The sequence below is a fragment of the Mesorhizobium sp. WSM4312 genome (assembly GCF_002294875.1).
Taxonomy (GTDB): domain Bacteria; phylum Pseudomonadota; class Alphaproteobacteria; order Rhizobiales; family Rhizobiaceae; genus Mesorhizobium.
Genome location: NZ_NSFU01000010.1, coordinates 176,696 through 195,589, shown reverse-complemented (window position 1 = coordinate 195,589; position 18,894 = coordinate 176,696). Strand labels below are relative to the sequence as shown.

Genomic DNA, 18,894 nt, shown 5'->3' with positions numbered 1-18,894 from the left:
TGCAATCTTACCGCACTGTTGTGGTTCCAGTCCGCCCATGCGCTGTGTAAGGTGGCGCCGGGCTTGAATACGGAGAGGTGGATATGCGGTTGCATGTCGTATTCTTGCCTGTGGCCCTGGCCCTGGCGCTGTCCGCTTGCCAGACGGCCAAAACAGCCTCGATCGACGCGAAGGCCCAAGGTCCGTCCTCGCAGTCGGATCGGTTGATCAAGCTTGCCGACGATATCGATGCGCGCGGGGAAAGTGATACCGCGATAGCGCTCTATCAGCGTGCGGCAACGATGCCGGACGCCAACGCGGGCGCGTTCGTCAAGGCGGGCGACGCCTATATGCGGGCCGGATATCCGACCGATGCGACCAAGGCCTACCAGGCCGCGCTCGCAAAAGCTCCCAACGACGGGAAGGCGATGCTCGGCCTTGGCTCGGCGATGATAGAGGCTGGCGACATCGATGCCGGCATGCGCGCGCTCGCGCAGGCAGCGCCTCTGGTCAACACCAGCGCTGCCTATAACCGTCTGGGCGTGGCGCAGACATTCGCCGGCCAGACCGCCGAAGCGCAGACGACTTTCGCCCAGGCGTTGAAACTCGCTCCCGGCGATCTCGACGTGGAGACCAACATGGTATTGGCGGCAGCCCTTGAAGACAATTCCGCGGCGGCACTGCCGCTGGTGCAGAAGATTGCTGCCGCACCCAATGCGCAATTGCACCAGAAGCGCAATGTCGTGATGGTCTATGGACTTCTTGGCCAAGCCGATCAGGTCAAGGGGTCGCCGCCTATCGGTCTGACGACCAAGGAGGTGGCCAGCTTGCTCGCGCGTGCCAGGACCATCCGTTCGAAGGGCAGCACGCAGGCCAAGGCCAAAGCGCTCGGCTCCATCCTGGGCTGAAGCAGTTCCAGGAAAAGTGCGGAGCGGTTTTCGGTCCGGAATTGCGTTGAAACAACGAGATGAAGTGGCTCGCCGTTTCCGTGAAACTGTGACCTGTTCCAACGCGTCGGAGCGTAAGACCTGGGCCGATCTCGCACCAAGCTTGACGCCTGGAGCGGTGCTGCGGGCGAGGAGTTGGCAGAGGCTCACTCGACGGACTGCGTCGTCTGCGGCGTCGCCGGCGCAGTTGTGTTGGCTCCGCCTGTCGGAGCCTCCTCGCCATCGAGGTAACGACGGGCCGCGCGCGACGTCGGCGCCGCAGGCGCGGCTCCCATGCGCCGGCCTTCGACCAGGTCGCGTTGGCTTTCGGCCATGCGCTGCAGATTATAGGCATTAGCGCAGCCGGACGGCAGGTGGAAGCCGACGCCGGAGACGATCGTCAGATTGGTTCTGGCGGCCGAATTGTCATCATCGGCCGGTTCGGCCAGGCATGCGTTGGGAGCCAGAACGGAGCCGCTGACGCCTTTCTCGGAGTCGTCGGTATCGGTCGAAACATAGCTGTAGCCGGGCGAGTAATCCTGCCGCTGTTGCGGACTGCTCATGCAGCCGGCCAGAAACAACGGCGGAAAAACGGAGCTGAAAGCGATGCGCAATATCATGGTCGTTTCTCGCTATTTGATGATCAGACCGGTCGATGACGCGTCGTTGGCGTGCTTGCGACTGAGACGCTTGGCAGCCGGGCGGTCGAGCGGCGTGGCGAGGCTGTCACGCACCGGTGCCACCAGATAGGGCGTGATCAAGATGACAAGTTCGGTTTCTTCGTGCTGGAACCGCTGCGACTGAAAAAGGGGCCCAAGCACGGGGACATCGCCGAGAACCGGAAATTTCTCCAGGTTGCGCGAGGTTCGCTGCTGGAAAAGGCCGGCGATCGCAAAGGTCTGACCGCTTGCCACCTCCACCGTGGTGTCGGCTCGTCGCACCACGAAGCTCGGCATGGCAAAGCCGTTGGCGCTTACGGAGCCGGAATCCGATAAAGAGCTGACCTCCGGCTGGACGTGCAGCGCGATGCGATTGCGGCCGATGAGCGTTGGGGTGAAACCGAGGGACACGCCGAAAGGCTTGTATTGAATGGTGGTCACGTCGGATCCCTGCGCGATAGGCACGGGAATCTCGCCACCAGCCAGAAAGTTCGCCGTCTGTCCGGTCACTGCGGTCAGGTTCGGCTCGGCCAGTATCTTGACGACGCCATTGCGTTGCAGGGCTTCGATGAGGACATCGAAATTGAGGCCGTGCGCCTGGTTGAGGCTCAGACCAAAATTCCCATCGCTGGCCGAAGGCACGCCATTGTCCTGGAACATGTTGAATTCGAAGCCGCCGCTCTTGTAGCCGACGGACCAGTCGACGCCGTATGACTGCAACTCCGTGCGCGAGACTTCGGCAAAGCGGACCCGGATGTTGACCTGCTGCGAGCCCTGCACGGTCATGTTGTTCAGCGGCGGCTGTTCTGGCGGCGAGAACGTTCTTGCGACATTGTCCAGATCCTTTGCCTCGTCGACGCCTCGTGCTTCGCCTGTGATGGCGATGCGGGTTCCGAAAATGTGCAGATTTGTCGCCGACTTCGGCTGCATTGCGTGCTTGGCCTCATTGGCGGGCGTGATGTCGGGCGTGACGCGGAATTGAGCGGTTGCCTCGATCCGCTCATCGGCCGTGACCGCAATGAGATTGGTGAGGCCGGGTTTGAGGCCAAAGACATAGACCAAACTTGGCGATACGACCTGCAGGTCCGCGATCGTTGTGTCCGCGACCAGCACGGATTCGACCGGCTCATTGAACCGCAGCAAGCGTCCTTGCCCGACCGGCAGATCGAGACTTGGCTTGCTCGGCAGCGGCGACGCTTTCTGCGCCGCCGAGCCTGCGATCGTGAACAACAAGGCCAGCAAAACGCCAGCCGTCGCGATCGCGAGCCAGCGCATATCCGTCCGCCCAGCTGCGGATCGGACGCTTGCCGCTGTATCGTGGATCGTCATGCCGTTCCTCTCCTGATTCCCCAGATGTCCTCATTCGTCCGGCCGCCGTCATGAGACTGTCTCCTGCGAGGCTTTCGCCTGAGCCGACGGCAGCGCGTGGGCGCGCCCGCCGGCTCTTCCGCTGCGGCCGGTGATCGTGGCCAGCGGCTGGACGTTGAATTCCTGCGCAAGTTCCTGGAAGGACAGGACCGGAAGCTCGATCGCATTGTGCGCGAGCAGGCTGCGCATGTGACGGCGCACGTCCATGGCTGCAAGGACGACCGGCGAGGCGTCGGTGGAATTGTGCGACAGGGCTCGCTCGACTTCGCTTACCAAGGCCTGCGCATCGTCGTCCGAGAGGTTCAGGAACGTGCCTGACGATGTGCTTTGCACCGCGTTTCGCAGAATATCCTCGGCGGAGCGTTGCAGCACATAGGCTGCGATGATGTTGTTGCGGCCGGCGGAACGGAAGCTGATCTGGCGCTTCAGGGACGTGCGGACATACTCCGTCAACAGGACAACGTCCTGTTCGCGTTGACCCCATTCGATCAGCGCTTCGAGGATGAGGCGCAGATTGCGGATCGGCACGTTTTCGCCGACAAGCCGGCGAAGCACTTCCGCGATTTTCTGCAGCGGCACGATCTCCTGCGCCTGTCGGACAAGATCCGCATAGTCCGGCTCCATGTCCGACAGAAGCCTGCGCGTCTCCTGGATCCCGACGAAATGTCCCGCATACAGCCGGAGTGCATTTGCGGTCCATCTGGCCGCCGTTTCGGCGGGTGTGGCGAAAGCGAAGCCCGCTTCTTTCAGTATCGATATTTGGCTGTCATCGACCCACGCGAACCTGCGCTGGCCGGCGATTGAAGCAGCTTTTTCGTAAGTCAACTCGAGCAGATCGAGATGCGTCGGGTCGGCTTCGACGAGAACACGGCCGGCAGGGATTTCGGCGTCCAGGATGGGCGCGCCTTCCAGATCGATGCGGATGCTTCGCGGGGAGAGCATCTCGTCGGCCTGCATGCCGATGACCGGCACGTCGACACCGAGATCGCCGAAGAGTTCGCGGCGAACGCCGTCGGCAAGCGCAGCAAATTCGGGCTCTGGAACCGCCGCCGCGAGTTCGGCTCCGAAGCGCACGACGACGCGGTAGGAAGCACTCAGCGTTCCGGTGGAGATAGCTGAAAGCGAAGCCGAATCACCGCGTTGTTCCTGCGCCGCGATCTGGCCGATGTCCTGGGGTTCGGAAACACCGGCGTCGCGGCGATTGATTGCATAGGCGCCCGCGCCGAAGCAGGCGCCAAGGGCCAGGAACACGATAAAGGGGAAACCTGGCACCATGGCAAGGCCAACCATGATCACCGCCGCGAGGGCCAGTGCTCGCGAGTCCCTGAGGAGCTGGCTGGTTATCTGCCGGCCAAGGTCGCCCGTTCCGTCCGCGCTGCCGACGCGAGTCACCATCGTGCCGGCGGCGATCGCGACCAGCAGCGCCGGGATCTGGGCCACCAGCCCGTCGCCCACGGTGAGCAACGAATAGGTCGCGGCCGCGTCTCCCAGCGACATGTCGTGCTGCAGCGTGCCGACGGCGAAACCGCCGATCAGGTTGACCAGGATGATGACTATGCCGGCAATGACATCGCCCTTGACGAATTTCATGGCGCCGTCCATCGCGCCGAACAGCTGGCTCTCGCGCTCCAGCTGCTGGCGCAGGCGGCGTGCTTCAGCCTGATCGATATCGCCGTTGCGCAGCTCGGCATCGATGCTCATCTGCTTGCCCGGCAACGCATCGAGCGTGAAGCGCGCGGCCACTTCGGCGACGCGTTCCGCACCCCGTGCGACCACGATGAACTGCGCGACGGTAATGATGAGGAAGATGACCAGCCCAACCGCGATGCTGCCGCCGACGACGAAGGTGCCGAAGGCGGTAATGATCTCGCCGGCGTCGGCCTGCAGCAGGATCAGCCGCGTGGTCGTGATCGTGATCGCCAGCCGGAACAAGGTGGCGATGAGGATGACCGACGGCAGCGACGAAAACTGAAGCGGGTGAGAAACGTAAAACGACGCCAGTAGGATGAGCACGCTAATGGCGATATTTGCGGTGATGAGGAAGTCAACGAGAAAGGTCGGCAGGGGAATGAGCATCATCACCACTGCAACCAGCATCAGGACGGCGATGATCAGGTCGCTGCGGCGTGACAGCCTGGCAAGGAATTGCAGAAGTCGCTCCGACGCGGTCATCAGGCAGCCCGATGCGACAGGAAGCTGAGCAACGCGCTGTGCGCCTCGCTTTTGCGCCCGGCAACGAGCAGGGCCCGACTCTTCAGCAGTGCAAGCACCGGGTGGTCCATTCCTTCCAAAGTCTCCAGCCTGGCAATCGTCGAAAGCGCCTTTTCGGCCTCGCCATCCAGTATGAGCAGGTGCGCCAGCGTCCTGAGAACGCCGGCATTTCCCGGCGAGAGCTGCGCGGCGATAAGCAGGTACGCCGCGCCCCGCTTGGCCTGCCCATGACAACCGTGGAGATAGCCCAGGACATGCAGCAGATGGACGGTGTCATGCGGGTCGGTCAGATTTCGATTCCTTCCTGCATGCGGCCAAGCAGGTCGCGATGACGTTCGATTTCATCCTCGATCAGCGTTCTGGCGAGCGTCTTGAGTTGCTCGCCGCCCTCAAGGTCTGGGACCAGGTTCGCTATGAAATGCTGCAGAATAGGCACCGAGCGGCGCAAGATGGCCGGCTCCGGAATGGCGGGCATGACGAAGTTGCTGAGTATTTCATCCAGCGATTCGCCGGCGGCCTCTCCAGAGGCCTGGAATTCCGCCGTCTCAGGCCTCTCGGCGGCAGCGGCCGATTTCGTCCCCGGAGCACCCTTCGCGGCTTTGTCGGCGCCATTCATCCGTCGCCGGCTGATCGTTTGACCGCGCACGCCTTCGGCCTGATGCACGTCGCGGCCGGCAGTCTCCATCCTCGCCGAATCGAGGCGCGGCCCTTCGAGCCGGCGGTTCACGGATATTTCAGCGCGACCGTGGCGCCGCCCTTGGTCAGCAGAAGTTCCGTCTCGCCGATATGTTTGATGGTCCAGCCGTCATCGGTGAATGCGCCTTCGTGATAGCGTGCGCCGTCGGCTGCGATGACGTAGGGCCGGTCGCCATACCAGATCGCCTGCAGCATCAGGCGCGGCGCCTGCACTGCGTTGCCGGTCATGACGTTGGACACGAGAGTAACTTGACCGCCGAAGGTCTGGTCGAACCAGGATTGGGTCTCGGTCCAGACGCCGCTCTTGTCATCTGGGATCACGCCGGAAACCACGAGGCGCCCGGGCGATCGCTGGACGGTGACGGTGCTTATGCCGGACTGATCGAGACGTTGTTTGAGCTGGCTTTCCGCATCGGCGACTGTTTGAATCTGCGCCGGCGATGAATCGTCCAGCACTTCCTGCCCGCGCTCACCGGCGAACGCCATTCTGACCGGTTGATCGTCCCGAGAAGATGCCTGTGAGCCAATGTCTGACTTGGCGAGCGAGAACCCGTTGGCAGCGACAGAAACGGCAAAAACGGCAAGGAGAACGCTGCCGGCAACCAACATGGAGCGGTTGCCGAGCGACCACCGGCTCGATGGGCGTTCCGGATTGACCAGCCGGATTCGGGCGTCGCCGATACCGATGACGAACGGCAACCTGCAGCGACTGCCCTGTCCTTGACGAATGATTTCGCCTGTGAGGAGTGCAACATCGCCGCCGACGGCTTCGATTTCAAACTGGTTGCCCTTGCGCCGCAGCCTGGCGTGGATTGGAGCGATGCCGGCATCCCTGAGGACGATGTCAGATTCGGTGCTGGAGCCGATCGTATACAGCGCCTCAACCAGACTGAGTTCAGCGCCGGCATGAAAACCGTGGGTTACGCTGAGCGCGATGGACTGTGCGGATGACGGCGACGGGGCGATAATCGATCGCAGCCGACGCGCCGGCACAGCGTCCAGATATCTGCCGATAGGACTAGCGGTCATGCCACTTCATCTCCCGCCGATGGCGATTTCAAATGCAGCCGGACGATGGGCTTCCGCCATGCAACTGCGCCGCCGGTTGCTGTCGGCGGCGCATAGATTTGAGCATGCTTCGCGTCAGGCCTTCTCAGCCGACTCGCCGAGCGTCTTGGCGGTGCTCATCAGCATGTCATGCTGTGATTTCGCGATATCTTTCGTGATCTCCAGGTTAAACATGCGTTCCTGTTGCTTGATCATCTTGTCCAGGTTTTGTTCCGGTGACCCTGCAGAACCGGATGTAATGGGAGGGGTGGCAGCCATCATTGTCTCCTTGAGGGGCTGTTCAGGTTGCAAGCCCAGGCTCGTGCATGCGGTCCAGGACCTTGCAGTCGCAATCTAGGGCAGGGCGATCGAAAATGAAAGTCCGTTTGGAATATGTGAGCCATTTTTGTTCCAACTGTTGCGTTCGAGGCGTTCGCGGAGTAGCCTGAGCGATGGGGTGAATGGGGTGATTGGGAATGGAAAAAGGTCCTTTGGCGGAGCTGTTGGCCGAACGGTTTGAGACTATGCCGCCGCAACTGCGGATCGCGGCGCGTTTTGTGCTGGATCATCCCAAGGATGTGGCGCTGATGTCGATGCGCGAGCAGGCCCAGCAGGCCGGTGTTTCGCACAGTACGATGATGCGATTGGCACGGTGGCTCGGCCTTGAAGGCTATGAGGACATGCGCAGCCTTTATGCGCGCGCGCTGCGCGAGACGACAGGAGGATTGCCGGCACGACAGGGCATCGAACGGGACGGCGGTTCGGGATTCTCGACGGTCGGCGTCGTTGCCGACGCCCTCGCCGCGCAGGTCTCAAGTCTTGGCGAATACGGTAGCGCCATGCAATTCATCGCAGCCGCCGACCTCGTTGCGGGATCGCGCAATCTTTTCGGCCTCGGCCTACGCTCGGCGTATCCGGTCACGAGCCATTTCGTTGACATCATGTCGTTCGCAGATAGCGGCGGCCGCAAGGTGATGCTGGTCGGCGAGATGGCCGGACAAGGTCTGGAGGCCCTTCAGCGCGCGGGACGCGGCGACGTGCTCCTTGCCGTCGGCATGTCGCCGTACGAGCGCACGACGATAGAGGTGGCGCGCCAGTCGGCCCGGCAGGGCGTCGGCGTGGTGGCGATCACCGACAGCAGCGTGTCGCCGCTGACCCGGATTGCGCGGGAAGCGATCATCGTCACCTCCAATTCGCAATCATTCTTCCGAAGCATGGCGCCGGCATTCGCCGCCGTCGAGATCCTGGCGGCGCTGACGGCGGCGCGCTCCGGAATGGATGCCGCGGAGCGCGTGAAACAGTCGGAAGAACAGCTTGCTGCTTTCGGCATCTATTGGAAGCCCCCTCGATAATAGCGGAAGGCTGCGATCGGGGCGGGTGTGACGGCGGCCGGGCTGCCGGCAACAGTGATTTCCGGAGGTCGTCCAGATGGTTCGCCCGATAACGCTCACCAAGCCGCCCCTCCAGACACAGAAGGTCAATGCCAACGCGGATGCCGCCCAGGTAGCACGGCTGGAGGCGCAGGCGGCGGCACTGCGCGATCAGATCAGGCTCGCCAACAGAATGGGCGAGCGCGATTGGGCGGCACAGGCTCGCCAGGAACTGGCGCATGTAAACACGCAATTGAGTTCCCTTCAGCCGAAGCCGGCAACGGCACCGGCGACACCGGGCGTCAATGTTGCGAACGCCGGCAATGGCACATCCGGCAATGGCACGACGGTGACGCCGGCACTCTACGTGAACACCAATCTCGCGACGCCGGCCGTGACTCTGGTGGACCTCGATGGGAGTCCGACCAGGGACGATCCCGCAGCAGCAAACACCGCCCGCGATATCGTCAACGACGTCACCGGAGGCAAAAGCATCGACCAGATCGCGTCTGACCGCCATATGACACGCGAGCAGGTTATCGCCGCGCTCAGGTCCGGCGGGATGACCGTGTCGGATGGAAGCGCGCCGAACGGCGACACGCAGACGACGAAAATCACGGATGCCAGCGGCCGCACCGTCACGCAATTTTATGATTACCAGCACGACAGCTATTATGCGACCGTCCAGGAACAGCCCGGCGGCGCGACGACCACCTCGCCGGTCCGGGATGGGCTCGGACGCAAGGAAACCACCAGCTACAATTCAGACACCGGCGCCCTAACGACGCGCTATGAGGACGACCTCGGGACCGGAACCGTTACCGAGCGGACGTCGCTGCCCAATGGAGCGTCGGTGGAAACCGTGACGCCGGGCGCCGGTCCTTCTCTTCCCGTGACCACGGTCACAGGTCCGGACGGCCGCAAAACCATATTGGCGCCCGCCCAGGATCCAGGCGGATCCGACACGTCGAACATCAGGCAAGGCCTTGCCGACGGAAAAAGCATCGACCAGATCGCAAAGGAAAATGGCCTCACCGACCAACAGGTGATCGCCGAGATTGAAGGCGCCGGCTATCAGGTCAAGGCCACCGACAGCAGCGACGCGCAGTCGGTCGAGATCGTCGATCCGCGCAGCGGCGACAGGACCGTCTACTCCCACGACTATCAGCACGACGTACGCACCGTCACCACCACGGCTGACGGCAAGCAAACCTCGCAATCCGTCGATGGTAACGGAACCGAGACCAAGACCGTCACCGACAAGGACGGCCGGGTGACGACGACGATCACCGAGAAGATCAATGGCGGCAAGCCTGTCGAATACGAGGTCAAGGCGGGCGACAACCTGACCCTTATCGCGCAGCAATATGGCGTGACGCTGGATGATCTCAGGCGCGCGAATCCGGAGCTTTTCAGCTCGCACCGCGATCCGGACATCATCGACACCGGAGAAAAGGTCACCATCGATAACGGTACGCGCACGACCGTGAAGGTTACCTTCAACGGCTATACCCTGACCACCAAGCCCGATGGCAGTTCGACGTTGCACAACAACACCACCGGCACCGACCTGCAGATCGAGGCAGGAAGCACGGAGGAATCGCTGGCCAAGACACTGCTGGCGGCAAACCCCAACAGCAGCGATGCCAAGGAGGCAAAAGAAAGCCAGGTCGTGAAGACCTTCGTCGAGGGGTTGTTGGCCGGGGAGACCTTGCCCAGCCTGATCGCCGCCGCGCAAAAAGCCGGACATGACAAACAGGACCTGATCGACAAATACCACCTGGGTACGCCCGTCACGCCCAAGCTTGACGGACAGAACAGGGTTGTCGATCCACTCGGCGACCCACCGCAGGGCAACGCGCCCTCCGGGGGAAAGTGGATGCCGATGAAGATGGACGGCGTCTGGACCTGGGTCGATCCCCAGGTTGCTCAGGCCATCATCGACGAGAACATCGCGCTGTCGCGCGTCACCGAGACGCGGGCTCTGGCGGGCCAGGAGCAGGAGCAGCTCAACGTCGATATGCTCGATCCCGCCTACAAGGATGGCGTCGGTGGCGCGCAGACCATCCTGAATAAGGCGTTGGCGCCGCACGGCCTGCAATGGAACGCTCAGAAACCGAAAGGCACGCTTGCCGATGCGCGCGAGCGGCTGACCAAGGCCAACACCTTGCTGCAGAACGCGCGGGATGCCCGCGGCGAATATGAGAACGCCGGGCGCGTCCTTAAGGACGCCATCGCCGGGCAGGGTCCGCTAACCCCGCTGGGCGATCCGAACGCGCCGGCAGTCAGCGCGCGGGGCACTCCCGACCTTCATCCGCAACGCGATCAAAGCGTCGCCGACCACTCTGCCGTCGACAAGCTGTTTTCCGAGGTCGGCCTGCATCTGAGCAAGGGCGACAAGCTCACCGTCGACTTCCTGGTAGGGCAGGCCGAGCTCAACGGCGTTCCCAAGGACTCGAAGGAATACAAGGAGCTCACGAGCCTACAGACGACGGCAGGCAGCCAACTCGAACTGGCTCAGGCCTACCAGAACTATTTCGACGCCCATGCCGACGCAACCAAGGTCAATGCGCGGCAGACGGATCTTGAGCAGAAGCTGTCCAACGAGTATCTTGGCGAGCAGAAGTTTAATTTTGACGAGAAGTACAATCGCATCAGCGGCGATTACCTCGGGCACTACAAGAGCTCGACACTGGAGATCCGTGACGGCCAGCTCTGGGTGGTCAACCATTTCGACGAGGGAACCACCGAACAGCAGCTCACCTACAGCCTGACCGACAAGAATGTCCGGGACGAATATCGCGATCGCCAACTCAACAAGGACTGGCAGACGCTTCTGGCCGGCTACGATGCCAACGCAAAAGTCTGCACGGCAAATGGTCTGCAATCGGTAAAGGCCAGCGAGGAACAGGCGGCAAAGAGCCTGAACGACGTCCTCGACAAGCAACTCGGCAACAGCATTGCCGACCTCAAGACCCAACTGCCGACGCTGCAGACCAATTTCGACAATGCGCTGACGAACCACAAACCAGGAACGGTCGATGCTCCCGCGGGCACGCTACCCGATGGCGCGCAGCCGGTCGAGATCGATGTCGGCGGGCAGAAGATCAAGGTGGCGCCCGACGTTGCCCAAAACTACGCCAAGACGGGGATCGATGCGCTGACCAAGGGCGGGAAGGCGGTTTGGATCGATCTTGACACGGAAGATGACGATACCAGCGGCCGCTGGGTCGACCCCGAAGTCGCGGTCGCCAGGCTCAAGCTGGGTGCCGTCAGGCTTCAGATATCGCAGGCCGAGGATCTGCGCAGGGTGGTGCAAGGCTTCAGCGACTATCATGAGCTTCGGCTCAGCGAGCCTTCGCTGCTGGTGGATGACAACACCACGGTCGACAAGACCTATCTGGACAAGCATGAGCCGCAGGCGCTCGACGGCATGTATCAGCCGAGGTTCCAGCAGTTGCTCGCCAACGGCTACGACAACGAGTTCAGGCAACAGCCGGGCGCGGCCCTTGATGAAACGGTCGCCAAGAAGCTCGGCCTGGACAGTTCGACCGATGATGGGCGCGACGCGATAGACAATGTGACGGACGAGATCCGCGATATCGGCGGCAACAATCCGTATGTGCGCAGCGTGCCGATCTTCTATGTCGACGACCAGGTCGGAACGCAGCAGGTTACTCTCTTTGCGGTGCGCGACGGGGACGGCAACACCCGCTATGTCGATGCCACCGGCAAGAAGTTCGATGACCTTGGTGATTTCCAGGACAACAACAGTCAGTTTGGCGAGAACGGCAAGCTTGTCGTTCCCAAAAACCTGGAGATGAAGGCCGGCGCCGACGGCAAGATCGCGCTTGAGGTGGTGAAAGCGCGAAACGTCTCGGTCTGGGATAAGGTCGTCGATCCGCTGGTTGGCATCGGTACCGGCATTGCCACCATCCTGTCATTCACGCCAGCGGCGCCGGTCGCCGCGCCGCTGGCCTATACGGGCGCGGCCTATCTCGGAGCCAGAGCCGTTATAAACGAGGCCAACCACCTGGATCACGGTGGCGAGTGGTACGACACCGAATCGCTCACGAATATCGCAAGCGCCGCGACAACAGTTCTGCCCGTGGCCTCCAGCGGCCTGCGCACCATCGGCATGGCAGCGAAGAGCGAGTCATTGTTGGCAGGCCTTGCTGCCAGCCCCCGCGCCTTCGCCGGAAGCATAGGCGCGACACGGTCGAACTGGGCGTTGGCGTCAGAAACCCGCACCTACATGCAATCGACCGCCAAACTGAACAAGACGGCGTGGGGGCTGGACGTCGGCTCGGTGATTGTCGGCACACCTTTGCTGGCGACATCCGCGTACGATCTCGCCGCCAACGGGGACCAGATGAACGGTCTCCAGCTTGCCAACGCGCTGACGGGTCTTGGCACTGGCGTCACCGGCACGGGGCTCGGCATCCACGGTCTGCGCACCATGCGGCCAGGAACGGAAACACAGGCGAGCTCCAACGGCCCCGGCGCCAACCCGCCGCCGGGCAATGGCGGTCCGCATCAGCAGCCGCCCGGTGGCAAGCAACCGCCCGGCGGCAAGGGACCGAGGCAGTCGCCGCCGGCGCTTGGCCCCGGCTCCTCCGGACGCCCGATGAATATCTATGAAATGGGCGCCGATGGCGTTTACCGGCCGACGGGAGAGCAGGTCTTCCATGACCCCAGCCACCCGGTGATCCCGGGAGAAGCGATCAAGGGCGATGACGCCGGCGGCAATGATCCGACGGTACTGACGGGCCGCGATTCTGATGGCTCGACTGCCCAAGGCACACCGCATCCCGCTGATGGCGACCCCATCGTGGTGCCGGGTGAGCCGACAGGAAAAGACGGACCGGTACGCCTGGTCTGGGATCCGCAGACACGCAGCTTTGCCGGCATGCCCGAACGCGACACGAGCGGCTACGTCTACACCAGCGGCAAGGATCCGAAGACGTCCTCGGCCTATCTCGACGGCCTGAGCGCCGAGCAGCTGGTGGCTCGCTACGAGCAGGAGAAAAGCTATTATTCCAGCGCCGAGATGGCCGAGCGCTATGGCCCGGACGGCGTCCAGGTTCCACGCACGCCGCTTCGTGACGTACTGCCGGACTTCCGCGCCGGCCTCACCTTCCGGGTCCGGTTGAACACCGGCGACGCATTCGGGATAGGCTCGCCGACAATTGCGGCCGTTGGCTTCGGTGTCGGAACCAAGACCGATTTCGGCATGATCGGGTGGTCGATCGTCGACAGCGTCAGCCAACGCAGCCTGACGCCGTTCAAGGACGCGCTCGGCACCCAGGGCGTCGTATCCTACCGGGCACGCGAATACAGGAATATCACAAGCCTCCAGGCCGGCGTGTGGCCGGTGTCCAACCAGACGGCCTTCCCGGTTCGCAGCAGCGATCTGTCGGCGGCGGCGAGCAAGGCGATATTCCACGATGCCAGCGGCTATGAGGCCAATCCGGTCGATGCCGCTATCGTCGGGGTGACACCCGACGGCGAAGGCACTGTGATCGAGATGATCTACACGCCTTCGCTGACTGGCAAGGAGGCTACCCTCGCGCCCGGCCAGCATGATTTCTTTGGGGTGCCGGCGGAAAACAGCTCCGGCCATGTCACGCTGCAAGGCGCGCTTCCGTTCGATCGTGTCATGACCGAGACCAAGGCCGGCATACGCCTGCCGATCGTAGCCAATCACGTCGCGGCGGTGGGCGAGATGCCGCGCGTCGGCTTCGAGAGGCGCCCGGAACTGTCTGTCAAGGACACGTTGCAGCCGGGCGACATAGTGTCGACGCAGGCATTCGACCAGATCCAGTCCGCGCTCGGCTCGACAAGCCTGAAGATCCAGTTCGCGGTCAAGGACCCGGCGAAGGCGTCCGAACTGATCGCAGCCATCGGCCAGGGCGATGGCATCCGCTCGATCCGTGACCTCGTCAAGGCCGGTCAGATCGATCCGTCGAACACGGTTTCTCTGGTCGATGAGCCGACGCTGAGCGGATTGCGTCTTTCGGCAGTGCCGGGCAAGGCGGCCAGGGCAGACATCGTTTTGCTGACCGGCGAGAAGGCTCGCGTTGTAAATCCCGAGGCGATGCTGGTCGACGTCATCTTCAACGATCACAACAACCTGCCGGGCGTGCTGGGTTTCAATCCCGACCGGATGGTCACGTCCGCGACCTACAAGGTGAAATCGACAGTACAATCATGGCTTCCGGCACGCTTCCAACCCGACGGACCGCCTCAGTCCCGGTACATGCCGAGCGCCGGCAACATCTACAAGAACCTCTACGGTTCGCATGGCAGCCCGGCCACGCGCTACACGGTTTCACTGTCGACGCATCCACTGCCTGCGGGTGCGCTGACTTTCAGCGCCGAGGTGAGGGTCCAGTACAAGTCCAAGGCGGCCAGCATGGCTCCTTCGATCGCCAAGAACGAAACCGCGACACTGACCTTCGATCGCGCCGACGGGCAAACCGAGGAACTGACGGTCCCGGCCTGGCTTGCCCATGCCGTGGAAACCTCGCATGACGGCGCGGCGACAGGCATCCCGAAGGGCGGCAAAGCCTCCCTGGAGCAGTTCCTCGGCGGACTGGAAAAAAACGCAAGACCTGATCAGCGCGCCGCGATCGAGCAGTTCCGGACGGAATTCGGCCCGTCGATCGTCGATGGCGGCTTCATGCGCCAGAACGTTGCCGACGGTGTGCTGACGTTCCTCTCCTCGCAGGTGGGCAGCCGCCGAAACGGCCCGATTCAGATCAGGGACGAGCACGGGCAGTCCGTGACCGCAACCCGTTATGGACCGCTGCCGAAGAGCGCGGAGAATGTCTATGTGCCACCCGCCGACGGACCACCGGCGCGTGGCGACGAACCGGAGTTGATGCACAAGTCGCATATTTTGTTCCGCGATCCGGAGACCGGAGAAGCATACGTCCTGCCATGGATGCGCGGCGCCTCCGAGGACCATGTTCCGGGCAGTCGGCCGGAGGGCGAGGCCGTGCCGGCGGCGGCAACGCCGGTCAGGAAGGCGATCGAGGCGGCGCCTCCAACGACCTATTCGCTGCAACAGGTCCGCAACATGCGGCAGCCCGAGAAATGGAAGGCCGGCGAGATCTATACGCGCGAACTCAATGGGTCGCCTGGAGAAGCGCATTTTCCGGTCGATGCCAACCCGGGTGGAGCCCACCCCGTCTCAGGCGCGGGTGGCCGGTATGTGGATGCGCCCGTCTTCAAGAGCGACGACGTGATCGAAGCCATCGAGGTCAAGACCTACCATCGCTGGACGACGATCAACGGTGTCGCGCAGATGCGCGAAGTGCCGCTCACGCCGAAATTGCAGGAGCAGATCAACAAGGATGTGGCGCTGCGGGATGAGAACCCGGGCTATCAACCGCGCTGGGTTTTCCTTGACGCGCCGCCTTCGCCCGAGTTGCAAGGGGCGCTCGATGATGCCGGGATCGTCGGCAACATCTTCGGACACAACAAACCTGCCGCTGCAACTTCACCATCCCAGTCCGCGGCGACCAAAAGCAGTTCGGGCCGAACTATCCAGCTCGAAGACGAGAGCGGCAAGGTGATCACGGCGGCGATGCTGGGCACCGAGCCAAGGGGACCGGAACGGGTCTATGTTCCGCCTTCCGACGGTCCACGGGCGTGGGGCGACGCCCCGGAGCTAGCGGACAAGACGCACATACTGGTGTACGACCCCAGTACGGGCGAAGCTGTGGTGCTGCCCTGGATACGCGGTGCTTCCGACGAACACGTGCCGGGAAGCCTGGATCGTCCGGAAGAGGGCGATCAGCCCGCTGGTGTAGACGAGGGAGCAAGCAATGCCGACCGACCGTTGCGCGGCAATGTCGGCCCCTATGTTTTCCGCGCCGACACGCGCGCGCCGGGCGAGATCAGGGACGCGGGAGGCTTCTCGCCGCCGCTGCCGACAGGGATCTGGGTGGACAACCCGCAAGGCATCGCGCTGAGCAATTATGTCATGGGCAATACCCATGGCCGTTTCGTTGGCACGAGCCAGTCGGTCTCAGGGGCGAAGGCCTTCGTCTCGGAGGAGTCGCGGGCCGCGCGCCAGCAAGGCTACACCTATCTCTACACATTGAATCCGAGCCGGCCGCGCCTCCACGTACCGACCGAGTTCGAGGCGATGGGCCGGCCTGTCGGCGACAGGATGGCCCGTGTCGACGAGACCGCAGTCGACGGCAGCATACCGTGGGGCGAGGTCCATGGTTGGCGGATGATGGGCCCAGACGGCACCTTCGTCAGCGGATTTACCCGCAACGAGGATGCCGTTGCTCCAGGCGCATCGACGCCGAAACGCCCGCAGATCATCTTGCGGCCAGCCGACGAATTCTGGGATGTCGGCGCTCCGACGGAGGCGCCGGTAACCGAAGCGGTGGTCGACGAGACGCCATCCGTGACGGCCAACGAAACGCCGCAGGTGGTGGACACTTCGGCCGAAACGTCCTCGCCGAGCGTCACTTGGCCGCCCGCGTCCGACGACGGCAGGGCGGTTTTTGACCCGGCAAGCGGAAGGATCGTCAGCCTTGAGCTTCCGGCGAGTTCCGCAGCGCAACCGGGATATGCCCAACCGGTACGGGCGCCGACCGGGCCGGAAGTCAGGGCATTTTCCACCGATCAGATTTCAGGGCTGACCGGCGCGCAGTTGCACGCCATCAAGCCGGAGCACATCGCCAAGCTGACGCCCGAGCAGGTTGCCACACTGAGCCCAGAGCAGATCGGGCAACTAACGATTGATCAACTTGCGGCGCTGCGGCCGAAGCAGTTGCGGGCGCTGAGCAGCGAACAGCTCCAGGCGATCAGGCCAAGCAGATTACAGGCCATTGCGCCTGGCCGCATCAGCGGCTTGCGACCGGATCAGGTTGCCGCCTTCTCGCCCGAGCAGCTCGCTGCCTTGAACTTGGAGCAAGTGCGCAAGCTGACGCCTGACCAGATCGCCAAGCTCAGCGATGAGCAGCGCAACGCCTTTACGTCAGAACAGTTCGCGGCCATGAGACCTGCCCAGTTCGGCCATCTCGATGGGACGCAGTTCGCGGCGTTCAATCCCGACCTTGTCGCGGCACGCAATCCCGCGACAACGGCAAAACTGTCGCCGGACCATATATCGGCGCTGACGCGTGAGCAGCTAGGGGCCTTGACCGTTCATCAGATCGAGGCGCTGACCAGGCAACAGATCGGCGCCCTGACGCCGAAGCAGCTTGGCGAACTGAGCCCCGGCCAGTTGCGCAAGTTCACGCCCACGCAGTTTACCTGGATGTCGACGGAGCAGACGAATGCGCTTTCCGTGCTGCAGCTGACAACCTTTCGGGCGACCCATAAAAAGGCGCTGACGCCGGATCATGCGGCCGGCGTCGATCTGGCGCTGAGCCACGCCAGGATGCGCGAAAACGCTCAGGCTCTCGCCACCTTTGGCGGCATGTCGACCACATCCTACGTGCTGTGGAGCTCGTTGCCTCCGACCTGGACCGCCACCGCCGGAGCGGTTGCGTTTGGCGTGCGGGGCTTCGTGTTCGGCACGCAGGCGATCTTTCCCAACGCGACGGCAAGCCACAGGCCGTTCGGGCGGTTCCTCAATGCGCTTGGCGGCGCCACGTTCATTGCCGCGGCGCCAGGGGCCGCGACCGGAATGGTCCAGGGCAAGGATCTTGTCGTCAACAGCACGTTCTCGCTCGGCAACGTCGTCTATGGCACGAAGTCAATGCTGCAGTCGTTCACCGGCAGGCCGGTGATCCGGAACCTGGCCGAGCATCTGGCTGGCCCCGGTTATGTGCTCGGCTGCGCTGTCTATACACTTCACTCCTGGCCGGCGCCGATCGCCACGGTCGCCGGCACCATGTTCACGTTCGGCTGCGCGGAGTTCTGGGCGTCGGCGATAAGGACGGACCGGATGAACCGCCGTTCGGTGCCGCGAACCGATGCCGATATCGCGGCCGCTGCGAAGTCCGACAAGAAATGGGCTGCATGGGATCGCTGGACGCTGGGCATCACTTTCGGCATCGGAATGCTTCTCTTCTCACTGGACTCGCTGCTCGCCCAACCTTGGGACCCCAAGACGGTCGCCCCGCCCGATCCGAACAAGCCGGATGGCGATGCGTCCTCCCAGCAGCCCGACGATCACCCGGATGTCCCAGACGAACCGAAGACCCCGCCCGAACATTTCCCGCAACTTGTGGTGTCGGCGGACGATGGCCTGAATTTGCGGAGCCAGCCCGAGGGCGACGCCGCCGTGGTGACGGTGCTGCGACCCGGCTCATTCGTCGAACAGACCGCGAGGCCTTCGACCGACCCGTCGGGAAAGGCCTGGATAGCCGTCGAAGGTTTCGGAACGGATGGCAAAATGCACAGCGGCTGGGCTTCCGGCAATTATGTCGAGGTTCATCCCGAAGGCAGCAGCAATCCGCAGGGCCGCACGAACCCGACATTGGAGCAGGACGGCTATCAGTGGGTCGAGGTCAGGAACGGTGACAGCATCCGCCTGATCGCCAAGGCGCATTCAGCCGATGTTGCCGATACGGTGGTGCTGAACATGGATCATATTCTAAGCCCGGATATGATTTTCTCCGGCGACCGCATCTACCTGCCGATTGCGGCGGTTGGCTGAGACGGCGC

Annotated in this window: 9 protein-coding genes; 3 read left to right on the top strand and 6 right to left on the bottom strand. The window is 63.0% G+C overall.

All coding sequences use genetic code 11. The features are described from left to right. Window positions 1-83 precede the first annotated feature (83 nt). A complete protein-coding gene (locus tag CK228_RS18710) occupies window positions 84-887 on the top strand; it encodes a tetratricopeptide repeat protein (RefSeq protein ID WP_095788790.1) in 804 nt (267 codons plus the stop codon). Window positions 888-1,072: 185 nt separating this feature from the next. Here CK228_RS18710 and CK228_RS18705 read toward each other — a convergent pair whose 3' ends face one another. From CK228_RS18705 to CK228_RS34760, 6 genes are all read right to left on the bottom strand, one after another. After that, window positions 1,073-1,468, bottom strand: a complete 396-nt coding sequence (locus CK228_RS18705) for a hypothetical protein (protein ID WP_245438064.1) — start codon at window positions 1,466-1,468, stop codon at window positions 1,073-1,075. A gap of 69 nt (window positions 1,469-1,537) precedes the next feature. Then, the gene (locus CK228_RS18700) at window positions 1,538-2,839 is read right to left on the bottom strand and encodes a type II and III secretion system protein family protein (protein WP_245438063.1); all 1,302 of its coding nucleotides are present in this window, start codon (window positions 2,837-2,839) and stop codon (window positions 1,538-1,540) included. A 102-nt stretch (window positions 2,840-2,941) separates the two neighbouring features. Beyond that, window positions 2,942-5,104 (bottom strand): type III secretion system export apparatus subunit SctV, encoded by a 2,163-nt coding sequence (gene sctV, locus CK228_RS18695; RefSeq protein ID WP_095788787.1) that lies wholly within the window; start codon window positions 5,102-5,104, stop codon window positions 2,942-2,944. A gap of 325 nt (window positions 5,105-5,429) precedes the next feature. Then, a complete protein-coding gene (locus tag CK228_RS18685) occupies window positions 5,430-5,828 on the bottom strand; it encodes a hypothetical protein (RefSeq protein WP_095788854.1) in 399 nt (132 codons plus the stop codon). Between the two features lie 38 nt (window positions 5,829-5,866). Next, window positions 5,867-6,868, bottom strand: coding sequence for an EscD/YscD/HrpQ family type III secretion system periplasmic domain-containing protein (locus CK228_RS18680; protein WP_095788786.1), 1,002 nt, complete (start codon window positions 6,866-6,868; stop codon window positions 5,867-5,869). 114 nt (window positions 6,869-6,982) lie between these two features. Continuing rightward, window positions 6,983-7,168 carry a hypothetical protein gene (locus CK228_RS34760; RefSeq protein WP_140541216.1) on the bottom strand — a complete coding sequence of 62 codons (186 nt, stop codon included), beginning with the start codon at window positions 7,166-7,168 and terminating at the stop codon, window positions 6,983-6,985. Window positions 7,169-7,389: 221 nt separating this feature from the next. Between CK228_RS34760 and CK228_RS18675 the strand changes: the two genes are divergently transcribed. Together CK228_RS18675 and CK228_RS18670 are read left to right on the top strand one after the other, a co-directional pair. After that, window positions 7,390-8,238, top strand: coding sequence for a MurR/RpiR family transcriptional regulator (locus tag CK228_RS18675; protein ID WP_245438062.1), 849 nt, complete (start codon window positions 7,390-7,392; stop codon window positions 8,236-8,238). A gap of 76 nt (window positions 8,239-8,314) precedes the next feature. Continuing rightward, on the top strand, window positions 8,315-18,886 hold the full coding sequence (locus CK228_RS18670; RefSeq protein WP_095788785.1) for a LysM peptidoglycan-binding domain-containing protein: 10,572 nt from the start codon (window positions 8,315-8,317) through the stop codon (window positions 18,884-18,886). Window positions 18,887-18,894 lie beyond the last annotated feature (8 nt).